10 protein-coding genes are annotated in these 12,614 nt (G+C 42.3%); 6 read left to right on the top strand and 4 right to left on the bottom strand.

Features of this window, described 5'->3' with window-relative positions:
• The 4 genes from FWE37_06815 to FWE37_06800 all read left to right on the top strand — a co-directional run.
• On the top strand, positions 1–4,501 hold a 4,501-nt coding region (locus FWE37_06815), incomplete at its 5' end, for a hypothetical protein (GenBank protein ID MCL2520692.1).
• 77 nt (positions 4,502–4,578) lie between these two features.
• Complete coding sequence (locus FWE37_06810; GenBank protein MCL2520691.1) at positions 4,579–4,830, top strand: hypothetical protein; 252 nt, start codon at positions 4,579–4,581, stop codon at positions 4,828–4,830.
• A gap of 86 nt (positions 4,831–4,916) precedes the next feature.
• Positions 4,917–5,300 carry a hypothetical protein gene (locus FWE37_06805; GenBank protein ID MCL2520690.1) on the top strand — a complete coding sequence of 128 codons (384 nt, stop codon included), beginning with the start codon at positions 4,917–4,919 and terminating at the stop codon, positions 5,298–5,300.
• A 14-nt stretch (positions 5,301–5,314) separates the two neighbouring features.
• Positions 5,315–5,560: a hypothetical protein gene (locus FWE37_06800; protein MCL2520689.1), complete on the top strand. Its 246-nt coding sequence runs from the start codon at positions 5,315–5,317 to the stop codon at positions 5,558–5,560.
• Between the two features lie 78 nt (positions 5,561–5,638).
• Here the strand turns inward: FWE37_06800 and FWE37_06795 are convergent, their stop codons facing one another.
• From FWE37_06795 to ftsH, 4 genes are all read right to left on the bottom strand, one after another.
• Positions 5,639–6,808: a trans-2-enoyl-CoA reductase family protein gene (locus tag FWE37_06795; GenBank protein ID MCL2520688.1), complete on the bottom strand. Its 1,170-nt coding sequence runs from the start codon at positions 6,806–6,808 to the stop codon at positions 5,639–5,641.
• Between the two features lie 147 nt (positions 6,809–6,955).
• On the bottom strand, positions 6,956–7,741 hold the full coding sequence (locus FWE37_06790; GenBank protein ID MCL2520687.1) for an RsmB/NOP family class I SAM-dependent RNA methyltransferase: 786 nt from the start codon (positions 7,739–7,741) through the stop codon (positions 6,956–6,958).
• Between the two features lie 2 nt (positions 7,742–7,743).
• Positions 7,744–8,295: a nitroreductase family protein gene (locus FWE37_06785; protein ID MCL2520686.1), complete on the bottom strand. Its 552-nt coding sequence runs from the start codon at positions 8,293–8,295 to the stop codon at positions 7,744–7,746.
• A gap of 29 nt (positions 8,296–8,324) precedes the next feature.
• A complete protein-coding gene (gene ftsH / locus FWE37_06780) occupies positions 8,325–10,523 on the bottom strand; it encodes an ATP-dependent zinc metalloprotease FtsH (protein MCL2520685.1) in 2,199 nt (732 codons plus the stop codon).
• Between the two features lie 175 nt (positions 10,524–10,698).
• Here ftsH and selA point away from each other — a divergent pair, with 175 nt between their 5' ends.
• Entirely contained in the window at positions 10,699–12,048 is a 1,350-nt protein-coding gene (gene selA, locus FWE37_06775; protein MCL2520684.1) for an L-seryl-tRNA(Sec) selenium transferase, read from the top strand.
• A gap of 187 nt (positions 12,049–12,235) precedes the next feature.
• The coding region (locus FWE37_06770) for a hypothetical protein (GenBank protein ID MCL2520683.1) at positions 12,236–12,614 on the top strand (379 nt) is incomplete at its 3' end.

The raw sequence follows: 12,614 nt of genomic DNA, 5'->3' as shown, positions 1-12,614 counted from the left end.
TAGTGAAGAAACTCTCGAAGAGATACAACAAGCAGCTATTAAATTATTAAAAGCAGCTGGTTATCACTATGCCGGTACGGTCGAGTTTTTATACGATACCGAGCGTAACGAGTTTTACTTTATGGAAGTAAATGCTCGTTTGCAGGTAGAGCACCCCATAACTGAGCAGCTTTATGCCATAGATTTAGTGCGCGGGCAGCTTGATGTAGCAATGGGTAAATCGATAGAAAGCTATCCCAACCAACCGCGCGGCCATGTTATCGAGGTACGTCTTAATGCCGAAGACCCCGAACAAGGTTTTCGACCTTCACCGGGCAAAGTTAGCCGTTGGCGACCGGCCGGTGGGATTAATGTGCGTATCGATAGTGGTATCACCGAAGGTTCAGTTATTCCCGGTGACTTTGATAGTATGGTGGCCAAAATTATCGTTACTGCCCCTACACGGGCGGAAGCCTTAGCGAGATTAGAGCGTGCCATCGCCGAAACGCAAGTTAAGATTGACGGCGGGACAACCAACCGTACTTTTTTACTAGAGTTACTTAATATTCCGCAAATTAAAGCCGGCGGGGTTACCACACGTTTTGTAGAAGAATATTTAACTGGTAAAAAGCCGCCTCAGGCTAAGGTAGCTCATGCACTTTGTGCGGTAGCCGCCGAGATTTATCGCGAGCGCGAAAATGATGACGAGCGGCTTTTTCATAACGAAATGATGTTAGCCGGCCGTGTACGCGCTATGGCCGGCACGATGCAGGAGTTGCAACTGCAATATCTTGGTCGCAGTTATCGTCTTATGGTACGTAGACTTAGCCGTTATTTGTTTGCTATTAATTATAGTGATAAGGTATATTATTTTAATTACCGCTATAATATTGATGGCCGTTTAACTTTAGCCGGGCAGCAGCCTAAGCTTTTAGTTACGAGGCAAGGCGACAACTTTAGGGTAGAGGTAGATAACGTTGCTTATATTATCGAAAGCGATAGCGGCGGGGCAATTAAAGCCAGCGGCGCCGGTTTGGTGCTGGCCGTTAAGGTAAAAAGCGGTGATAAGGTAACTAAAGGTACAATTTTAGCTAGCCTAGAGGCGATGAAGATGGAGCTGCCATTGGTTGCCGCAGAAGAGGCCATTGTAGGCGAAATTTTAGTAAAAGCCGGCGATGGCGTAACTGCCGGGCAAGTGCTTATGCGTTTAGATAAAGTAGGCAGCTCTGCCGGTAATAACAGCGATAGCATTGATGGTTTTGCCCAGCTGCCGGCCGATAATTTACAGCCAAAAACCGAGCTTTGCGCCCTCTTTTTGGGCTACGATTCGTTACCGGTTGCTCAGCTCAAAGAATTAATTAAGGCCGATGATAAGGCTTTGTTTATTAAATTAATAAGCTATTTTAATGCTGTAGAGCGTTTATTTAGCGAAGAAAAATTAGCCCGTTTTGGCGAAGCTAGTGTTTTAAGTTTTGCCGAGTGGTTAGCTGTTTATTATAAAAGCTACGAACGTAATGAAGAAAGCTTTCCCGCACCTTTTATCAATGCTGTAAATAATGTTTTAAAAGCTAATAATATAACTGGCAATGAGCGGCGAGTGATAGATAGGGTGGTTTTTCGTCTTTATAAAACCCATTTTGCTCGGCAAAAAAAGGAGCAGGTACTTAACTTAGCTTTACCCCATCTTAATATCAATAAAGGCAAAGATATTAGCGGCTTAGATGAAGAGCTAGATGATTTAGCTGGTTTGGCGTTAAATTTAAAGCAGCTGGCTCTTAATATGCGTTATCAGCTTTTTGATAGAGAGGCTTTAAGTGATATTGCCCGCCGCCGGCTTGAAAGACTTGAGCGTATTTTACCGCTTTTAGCTAACGAAACCGACACCACCAAACGTAACACTTTAATGCAGCGGGCGGTAAGTTATGGCGAGCAAAGTGAAAGACTATTGGTAAATAAGGTAGCATCTGGGCAAAATGACATTGCTTTAGAGGTACTTTCTCACCGTCTTTATCGTGGGGTAATTACTAATTATAAGTTTATTAATGAAGGAGCTGCTTTAGTTACTTATAAAAAACATAATGGTGAAGAGCGAACTACCTTTATATTGGTGCCAAGAGATTTAAAAGGATTTACTTTACCGCAGGCCAACGCCGTTACTACTCTTGTTTTTGTATCATATCAGTATACTATGGAGCAAATTAATAACCTTAATATAGCGAGTAAACGTTTAATTATTGGTTATGATAATGGTGAATTAATAACTTATCAAAATTATATTAAAACTTCTAATGGCTGGCAAGCCGATGAAAACAGCGCTTTTTTAAGCCCTTTAAATTACCGTGAGTTACGATTGTATCGCTTAGCAAATTTTGATAAAAAATTTGAACAAATTAATAATAATGTAACTTTTGTTACAGCTGTCGCTAAAGAAAATAAAAATGATGAACGTTTTTTTGTTTTTATGAATTTAGAGTCTACCGAAGTGCAGCTAGATGAAGAAGGTAAAATTAAAAGTTTAGTGGGTTTTGAAGATGCGGTAAACGAAGGCTTAATGGCCTTGCGTACGAAGCAGGCTTTACGCAAAAAACCTTTATATTGGAACAGATTAACTATAGCCATTTGGCCGCAGTTAAGTGCTGAAGCCGGCCAAATAGAAGAGTATGTGGCCCGGTTATTTAAACGTTATATCACCAATGATATGGGGTTAGAGCGTATTAGTATAGTTATGCGTAAAAACCAAGATAGCTGCCAAGAATTACTTATTAATCAATTTAGCAGCAGCAATGTTAATATGGTGTGGCGTGAGGCTGCCAGCGATTTACTAAAAGCACGGTCGTCCTACGAAAATGCCGTTGTTAAAGCCCGTAGCCGTAACTTATTTTACCCTTATGAACTTATTAATGGCTTATGTGATGGCAGCACCGGACTTGGGCAAAGTTGCTTTGAAGAATATGATTTAAGTGAAGATGGGGCCGTTAGCTATCGGTCGGTCAAAGGCCGCCCGTATGGTCAAAATAAAGCCGGTATTGTTTTTGGGCTTATCAGCACTCAAGAAGATGAAGTGTCTTACAAACGTGTTTTATTAATGAGCGAAGCTACCGGCGATATGGGCAGCTTAGCCGAAGCCGAGTGTCGCCGAGTTAATGCCGCCCTCGATTTAGCCGCCGATTTAAAATTGCCGGTGGAGTGGCTGCCGATTAGCTCGGGAGCGCGTATCGATATGGATAGCGGCACTGAAAATCTTGATTGGACGGCTAATACCCTAAAACGTATCATTCAGTTTACAGAGGCCGGCGGTGAAATTAATATTATCGTTAGCGGTATTAATGTGGGCGCGCAATCTTATTGGAATAGCGAAGCAACTATGTTAATGCACTGTCGTGGTTTGCTTATTATGACTACGCAGGGAACAATGCTGCTTACCGGTAAACGAGCGCTGGATTTTGCCGGCGCCGTATCGGGTAAAGATAATTTAGCTATTGGCGGTGCAAAAGAGATAATGACTCCTAATGGCGAGGCACAAATTGAGGTAGAAAGCCTAGAGGAAGCTTACAAAGTGCTTATGCAGCATTACCGCAGCTTTTATGCGAAAGCCGGTGAGCGTCCGGCTAAACGAATTACCAGTGATTTAATTAGCCGTGATGTAGGTTTAAGCTCTTACAGCGATACTTTAGGACAGGGTTTTACCACCATAGGTGATATATTTGGGGCTAAAAATAGCGAACGTAAAAAACCTTTTGCAATGCGTGAGGTAATGACGGCAGTAATAGATAACGATTTTGCTCCGCTGGAACGCTTTAGGTTTATGCAAGACGGTGAAACAGCTATTGTTTGGCAAACCCGGGTTGGCGGTGAGGCTTGTGGCCTCATCGGGATAGAGAGCCATGCCTTAGTGCGCCGTAGTGTGGTGCCGTATAATGGTCCTGAAAGTTATACCGGTGGTACCCTCTTTCCGCAAAGCAGTAAAAAAGTAGCGCGAGCGATTAATAGCTTTAGTGGCCGAGTGCCGCTGGTGGTGCTGGCTAATCTTTCGGGCTTTGATGGCAGCCCCGAAAGTTTGCGTAAAAACCAGCTGGAATGGGGTGCCGAGATTGGCCGAGCGGTCGTCAATTTTAACGGGCCTATTCTTTTTATTGTGGTCGGCCGTTACCATGGCGGGGCTTATGTAGTTTTTAGCAAGCAACTTAACCCTAATTTGCGCAGTATTGCCTTAGAGGGCGCTTATGCCAGCGTCATCGGCGGTGCGCCGGCAGCGGCCGTTGTTTTTACCGGGCAAGTACTTAAAGCTACCTATAGTGATGAGCGGCTGGTAGCAGCTCAAAAGCAGCTGGAAGCCGGTACATTAGATATAGCCGGTTACGATAATCTATATAAAACTATCCACGCCGAAAAGCAGACAGAATGGGCTAAAAAATTTGATGAGATTCATAGTGCCCAGCGAGCTAAAGAGGTTGGCAGTATCGATGAGATTATTAAGTTAAAAGATATACGTGCTAAGATTGTGGAGTATATTAAGAGTTAAGTCCTGCTCTTTTTAGTTGACCTTTTATTTAAAGCTCCTTATTTTTTAGTATATTGCTATAATAAGGAGCTTTAGTTATGTTAAATTTTGTTAAAAATGCCTTCAGGCAGTTCTTTGGGGCTATTCTTTGGCTTGTCTTTATTTTTATGGCTATCGGTGGAGCCGTTAGGGGCTTTCATTTGCATGGAGGCTTAGGGCTTGTTGGCGGATTAATTATAGGAGCATTTATTGGTTTAATATATAATATTATTGTAGGTGGTTTTATAGCGACTGTCTTAAATATGGATAGAAATATTGAAGAGCAGACAAAAATTTTAAAAGAAAAGTAATAAAGAACATGATATTAACTAAAAAAGCTGGTGAAAGCTAGCTTTTTTAGTTAATATCATGTTATAATATCTTAAGGGAGGGTCAAATGAAAAGATTATTACTTCTATTTGTGTTTATTTTGCCAGTATTTATAAGTGCTCAAGAAACGCAAAGACGACAAGGCTGGTTGGAAATTAGTATGGTAGGTCATAATATAAATTTAACATTTTTTAATTCTAGCACTTTTTCTACTGTAAATAGTTTTTTTACAGATATTCCTGAAAATGATGAAGAGAGAGATGAAATACGGGATTTCTTTACATGGCTTATGAATGGAAATGAAGGAGAGGTAGTAGAGAACATTATTCATTATCTTGATGGTTATTGGGGGTTTACTCGTAATAATAGAGTAATAACTCATCAAATAATGAGTATAGATAGGAACGAGCGTAGAGGTACTATTAGATTGACAATATGGGAAACTTGGTAAAGGGGAGCAAATACATGAAATCGATACGAAAAAGGGTAAAAGAAAATTTAATAAAAAATGGCGATATTTGTAGCATATGTGGCAAACGATTAGTTGCTGGGGAACAAGTTATAATGGGTGGTGATGAAAATGGTGATTTTACTCTTTGTAACTATCATAGTATAGATATGATTAAAAATGCTATTGAAGATGGTATGGAGATACCTGAGCTTTGGCAAAATATGTTGGATAACTATAATAAGAAAAGCAGTAACGAATAGAAAATCTAGCTTTTTTAATTCTTAACTATTAACTGTTCGTTATTAACTTGAAAAAGCCGGCTTTCACCGGCTTTTTCATTAACTTATATCCACATCTTGCGTATAATCTATGCCGGGCACTTCAAAGCCGTGCAGCTGCATAAAGTTTAACCGCACCTCTTCAAGGTCGCCTAGTATCTTTAGATTTTCGGTAGTGATGGTAGGCCACAGTTTGTCTATTTCGGCCTGTACATCTTCACGCATTTCGTAATCGTCTAACCTTAAGCGTCCTTCGTTATCTAACTGAAGGGGCTGGTTGTAAAGTTTATCAATCATGCGGTACTCTTGCTCAATACAACCTTCGTGTAAACCTTTTTCTTTCATTATTTTAAAGAGTAAAGCTAAATAAAGCGGCACCACCGGTATCACGCTGGAGGCACGGGTAACCAGCGCTTTATTGACGGAGACATAAGCGTGGCCATTAAGGGCACTTAAGCTAGCGGTGATGGCTTTAGCAGATTGTTCAAGGTGGTCTTTGGCTCTGCCGATGGTACCCTCGCGGTAGATTGGGTAAGTGATGGCCGGGCCAATGTAGCTATAAGCTACCGTTATAACATTATCCGCTAGTAAATTGGCTTTATTAAGAGCTTCAAGCCATAACTGCCAGTCTTCACCACCCATTACTTTGGTAGTGGCCTCTATCTCTTCTTGGTTGGCAGGGACTACCTCAACGTCTTTAACTTCGCCGGTAAAAATATCTACCGTTTTGCCGGTGTAAACCGGGCCAATCGGTTTAAGTACACTTTTGTAGGTAATACCTGTTGCTGGGTCGGTACGGATGGGGCTGGCTAAGCTGTAAACAATTAAATCAATCTTTTCGCCTTTAAATAGCTGATTAGCAGCAGTAATAACGGCCTCTTTAGCCTCATTTGTAAAGGCATCACAGTTAAGGGTTTGCTCGCTTAAGCCATCGGCCTTACAGGCGGCGCTAAAGGCTTTGTTGGCGTAATAACCTACACTGCCTATCTTTTTATCGGTAGGTTCACGCTCAAAACTGGCACCTAAAGTTACCGTTCCGCTGCTGTAGGCTAGGGCAATACGGGTAGCTAGGCCGTAACCGCCGGAGCAACCTAAAATAAGGGCATTTTTGGGCCCTTTAAGTTTGGGCTGGTTTTTAATATAATCTATTTGTTGTGTTACTTCGTGAGCTACTCCCAGCGGGTGAGCGGTGAGCGAGATATTAGCCATTATCTTTGGTGTTACTATCATAATTTTTCCTTTTATTTTACAGTTTAAGATGATTTGTTTAAATAACTTTAGCATTTTTTGACGGGAATGTCAAAAGATTAGTTAGGGCATTAATGATTTTTTTGCTGGTTAAAAGTTTAAATTAATGGATTAATTTTTGAATTGAATTTAATCAGAGATTATTTTCTTTATAATACAAAAATACATCGGCCCTTGCCCGGCCGTATTAGGGTTATCAGGCAAAATAATCTGCCCATAGCTCGTAGCCTCACCAACCAAAGGTATATGAATAACCTTAAGGCGGCCAGCTCGTTTTTTTAAAAATTTTTCTATCACCTCATCATTTTCAGTGGGGCTAAGGGCGCAGGTACTATAGGCGATGAGGCCGCCTGCTTGGCATAACTCGAGGGCAGAGCACAACATTGCTAATTGTTTAATAGCTAAGTTTTTGCTGCGGCTGGGTTTCCATTGCTGTAAATATTTATTATCGGCTAGTACATGCGCCTCACTGCTGCAGGGGGCATCTAATAAAATACGGTCGAAATGGGTATTATTAATAAAAAAATTTAAACGTGTAGCGTCATATTTAGTAAGTTTAATATTTTGATGATAATTTTCAGAGAGGTTATTAATAACCCGTTTTAAGCGAAAAAACCTATCGCTCTGTAGCTCATTGGCCATCAACAATCCTGTACCCTGTAAGGCTTGGGCGATAGCAAGGCTCTTACCGCCGGGTGCCGCACACATATCCAGCACTTGCATATCTTTATCAATTTGTAAAGCTTTAACTACTTGTAGGCTGGCTTTATCTAAGTAATAAGGCGGGTTAGTTAAAGTGATGGCTGTTTGTTCTTTAGGGGCTAACAGAGCAGCTTTTAAGCCGGGCCAACGGTTGCCATACAAATTTTGATAGTAAAGCTCAAAAGCGGCAGCACCATCTACAGCCTTAGCCATAATTACTTAATCCAGTGCACTTTGCTTTCATCGTAACGTTCCTTTGATTCGGCCGGCACGGCGGCTGGGTGGCCAATGGCGCATAAAGCAAAGGGACGGTGGTTAGCCGGCAAGTTAAAAAACTCTATAACTTCTTTAATGCGAGGCGCTAGGTTAAAAACTCCAAGCCAAACACCCCCTAAGCCAAGTTCGTGAGCAGCTAATAAGAGGTTTTGTGTGGCAGCCCCGCAATTTACCGGCCAGCTTTCGCCTTCGCCTAACTCAGTCTCTGATACGCCACAAATTAAGATAGCCGCCGCCGCACTACGCAAGATAGCCGAGCGGCTGGTATAAAATTCTTTTTCCATAGTGGTTTTATCTAAAATTTTGCTGTCCCAAATAGTTGCTAGTTCGGCTAGTTTTTCACCGCGTTTTACCACATAAAACTGCCAGTTTTGCTTATTTACCGCCGATGGCGCATACATAGCGGCGCGTAATATATGACGAATGTTATCATCACTCACAGCTTCGGTAGTAAATTTACGTACGCTGCGCCTTGTTAATAAAATAGACATAGTTTACTCTCCTAACTATAGATAAATTTTTAACTATTATTTTCATTATCACTGTCGGTATTGCTAGGTGAATTATCGACAGCCTTATTATCTTCATCTGTTAAAGTAATCTCTATCTTGGCAGCTTTGGTAATTACAGTACCTTCGTCTTCATCGGTTAATATTAAAATACGGCTGTTGCTTTTCTCCAGCTCTTTTACGGTATTTAGTTCGTTATTGCCTAACTCATCGGCTTTTACAAACGCTAAAAATTCTTCAGAGGATAGAGTTTCTTTAATCAATATTTCTTTAGTGATGGTGTAAAGTAAAGCTTCGTGTTTTTTAAGTAAATTAATAACCCTGTCGTAACGCTGGGCAATTAAGCGGCTTACTTCATCATCGATATACTCTTGGGTTTTTTCGCTATATTCGGGGCTGCTTTCGCCGCCATCTAAAAAGAGGCCCTGCCTGCGGGTTAAAGCCACGTTTTTAAATTTTTTACTCATACCATAGCGCATAATCATACTCTTGGCAATATCGGTTATGTGTTGTATATCACCGCCGGCCCCAGTGGTGATACGTCCATAAACCACTTCTTCGGCGGCCCTGCCGCCTAAAGCCATATCAATCATAGCAATAAATTCGTCTTGGGTTTTGCTGTAACGTCCTTCTACCGGGTCGCTCCAAGTAACCCCTAAAGCCATACCGCGCGGAATAATAGTAATTTTACGCAGCGGGTCGGTACCGGCGGTAAAAACGCTGGCTAAAGCGTGCCCAATTTCGTGAAAGGCAGTAGTTTCGCGCTCAAAGTTGCTCATTACTTTACTTTTTTTGGCAAGGCCTAAAGCCGATTTTTCAATGGCCTCTTCAAAATCGACACGTGCCACTTCTTTGCGGCCGGCACGTACGGCTAGCAGGGCCGCTTCGTTGACGACATTGGCTAAATCGCTACCGACAAAACCCGGCGTACCTTCGGCAATTTTATGTAAATCTACATCATCATTCAATTTAACATCTTTACTATGAATTTTTAAGATAGCCTCACGCCCTTTAACATCGGGTTTGTCTACCAGCACTTGACGGTCGAAACGGCCGGCGCGCAGCAGGGCCGGGTCGAGGATTTCGGGGCGGTTGGTGGCGCTAAGTACAATAACACCGGTAGTGCTATCAAAGCCGTCCATCTCTACCAGTAGTTGGTTAAGAGTTTGCTCACGTTCATCGTTGCTGTTAAAGTTATTGGCCCGACTTTTACCGATAGCGTCCATCTCATCGATAAAGATGATACAGGGGGCTTTTTGACGGGCTTGGCCAAATAAATCGCGCACACGGGCGGCGCCTACACCCACAAACATTTCCACAAAATCGGCCCCGCTAACCCTAAAAAAGGCTACGCCGGCCTCTCCAGCTACGGCCCGAGCCAGCAAAGTTTTACCGGTCCCCGGCGGCCCAACTAAAAGCACCCCTTTAGGGATTTTACCGCCAATATCGGTGTAACGCGTGGGGTGTTTTAAAAAATCGACTACCTCGACCAGTTCGCCTTTGGCTTCATCGCAGCCGGCCACATCATTAAAACGGGTGTTAAGGTCGGTTTCGGCGACAATACGGTTTTTATTTTGGCCAAAATTCATCACATTAGCCCCGCCGCCCATACGTTTAAAAAGTGAGCGCGATACTAAAATAAATATGGCAATAAAGATACCCATAATTACAAGGCTAGAGATAAAATCGTTATTGCGCGGCACTACGGCCCGGTAAATAACATTATGTTCCTCTAGTAACGGTAGTAAAGTAGGGTCGCTTACCAATACGGCCCGGTAAGATACTTCGTTAGTAACGGCACGCGGACGGCCTAAAAAATCGCCGGAAAAAGGAGCCGGTCGGGCCGGAGCTTCGGTACTGGCTGCCGCTGCGGCTTCGCTATCGGTTAAGGCGTAGCCGTAAATAAAAGGACTGGCGATACGCACTTGCCTAATTTGGCCGCTTATAATCAAGGCCTTAAAATCGGAGTAAGCAATTTCGCTGCCTCTGTTACTATTGCCAAAAAAAGAGTTAGCCAGTATAACTAAGCCAAGTATACTAGCTAAAACAATAAAACTGGGCCTAAAAGGCTGCGGGTTAGGCGTGGGCTGTACTCCGCCGCCTTTTTTATCGTTTTTATTGGGGCGATTCTTCCAAAAATCTTTATTTTTTTCATTTTTATCGTCGCCCTTTTTTTCATCATCTTTATCGTTATTATGGTTATCGCTCATATAAAATCCCTAAAAAATATCAATAATATTATTAGTATATTATATTCTGCTTTAAAATGCAATGGCTTTGGCTAACTAAATAACTGTTTTACAACTTATTAATAGATGGCTATTATTAACAAAAGGGAGTTATATAAAATAGACAAATAATAGCTAATGGGCTATAATTGCTTTAATGAGAAATTTTGCCTCTGTTGATAAACTGTTAGAAGACGAAAGGATAAAACCTTTGCATTTAATTTTGTCTCGGCCCATCTGTGCCGATGTTATCCGTACCGTATTGGCTGCCTTACGGACCGAAACAGATGAAGATACCAGTTACAATTATGATGCTATTGTAGCTAAATGTCTTACGGCGTTACAAATTAAAATAAAACGGCCTTTGCAAAAAATTATTAATGCCAGCGGCACAATTTTGCATACCAATTTAGGACGCAGCCCATTAAGCAAGGAGTTATGGCGGCAAGCCGAATTTTTAAATACGAACCATATCAATTTAGAATACCATATTAATCAACAAAAACGCGGCGGACGGGCCGGCTTTGTTAATGAATTACTCTGTAAACTCACCGGCGCAGAGGCAGCTCTGGTGGTTAATAATAATGCGGCGGCGATATATTTAATTTTAAAGACTTTAGCCGGCGAAGGGCAGGTAATTATTAGCCGCGGCGAGCTAGTGCAGATAGGCGGCGGCTTTCGTATCCCCGATATTATGGCGGAGGCCGGCAGCCGGCTGGTTGAGGTAGGCACTACCAACATAACCACCGTGGACGACTATATCCATGCCATCACCGAGCATACTAAGTTATTGCTTAAGGTGCACAGCAGCAACTTTAAAATACGCGGCTTTACCTCTTCGCCATCAATTAAAGAGCTGCGAGCGGCTTTACCTAGCCATATCCCTTTAGTATACGATGAAGGGGCCGGGGTACTAGAGGCCGGGCTAAGCGAAGATATAAGTATTAAGCAAGCCTTAAAAGAAGGCGCCGATTTAGTATGTTTTAGTGGCGATAAATTTTTAGGCAGTGTGCAGGCCGGTATTATTGTGGGTAAAAAAGCTTATATTGATAGATTAGCCGGCCACCCTTTAATGCGTGCCTTTAGGTGCGGCAAGGTTATTTTAAGTTTACTTGAGGCTAGCTTAATAGATAAACTAAATGATAGCGAAAGGCCGATAGGTTATGCCGCCCAGTTACTTGCCATTAAACCGACCAAAGTTAAAGCCCAAGCCGAACGGCTGGCTAAGGCTTTACCCGTTGGCCTAGCTGAAGTGATAGAGGCCGATGTAGAGGTTGGCGGTGGCAGCTTGCCCGACGAGTTTTACCCAAGTTATGCGGTAGCTATTAACTGTAAGGTTAGCCTTAAAGTTAATCAATTAGTAACGGCTTTGCATAATTTGCCGGTGCCTATTCTTGGCCGGGTAGCAGAGGATAGATTACTGATTTACCTCCTTACTATTAAGGAGGAGGATATGGACTATGCGGCGGAGGCGTTGGTTAAAATATTAGGAAAAAAAGATGAATAAGGAAGATGGGGATTTAATTTAAAAAAGTATTGATAAAAGTTTAAATATATGTTCTACTAAGAATAGCTTAACATTTTATATTATACTACTGGCTACAGCCGTGTCTGTCAAATGGGTAGTTATTTATGGCGTAGCGTAGTTTGCGCTAACTAGACACTCTACTCCACTTACTATATACTTAACTACAATGAGTATAACCGATAAACTAACTGCCGCGCAGATAACCGCTCTTAAAAATTTAATAACTAAAGCCGATGGTAAAGCCATCGAGGCCGCTTTAAAAGACGGGCAACTGATAAGTTTGCCTTTGCAAATGGCAATAGCAGACAGCGAGGCTGTGGTGTATGCCGATAAAAGCGAGCTGCAAAGTGGTGATATATTAATAATAAGCCGGGCTGCCGGCGGTAGGCTTACTCCGCTTAAAGCCGAGCTGCCGCTTTTGGCCAAGCTGGAAGAAGCCGGCATTGGTTGCTATTTAATTAATAATAATGTTAGCCGGCTGGAGGTCATATTAAAGGCCGGGCAAACAACTGCCGGGGAAGACGATAATACTATCACCCCGCTTA

It is taken from the genome of Spirochaetaceae bacterium, from assembly GCA_009784515.1.
GTDB lineage: Bacteria > Spirochaetota > Spirochaetia > WRBN01 > WRBN01 > WRBN01.
Note: the sequence above shows the minus strand (reverse complement) of the source record. Positions and strands in the feature narration are given on the sequence as shown.

Bases quoted from the DNA above. Each gene is read 5' to 3' on its own strand.
- selA (MCL2520684.1), top strand. From the start codon at position 10,699: ATGAGAAATTTTGCCTCTGTTGATAAACTGTTAGAAGACGAAAGGATA.
- FWE37_06795 (MCL2520688.1), bottom strand. From the start codon at position 6,808: ATGATAGTAACACCAAAGATAATGGCTAATATCTCGCTCACCGCTCAC.
- ftsH (MCL2520685.1), bottom strand. From the start codon at position 10,523: ATGAGCGATAACCATAATAACGATAAAGATGATGAAAAAAAGGGCGAC.
- FWE37_06805 (MCL2520690.1), top strand. From the start codon at position 4,917: ATGAAAAGATTATTACTTCTATTTGTGTTTATTTTGCCAGTATTTATA.
- FWE37_06785 (MCL2520686.1), bottom strand. From the start codon at position 8,295: ATGTCTATTTTATTAACAAGGCGCAGCGTACGTAAATTTACTACCGAA.
- FWE37_06810 (MCL2520691.1), top strand. From the start codon at position 4,579: ATGTTAAATTTTGTTAAAAATGCCTTCAGGCAGTTCTTTGGGGCTATT.
- FWE37_06800 (MCL2520689.1), top strand. From the start codon at position 5,315: ATGAAATCGATACGAAAAAGGGTAAAAGAAAATTTAATAAAAAATGGC.
- FWE37_06790 (MCL2520687.1), bottom strand. From the start codon at position 7,741: ATGGCTAAGGCTGTAGATGGTGCTGCCGCTTTTGAGCTTTACTATCAA.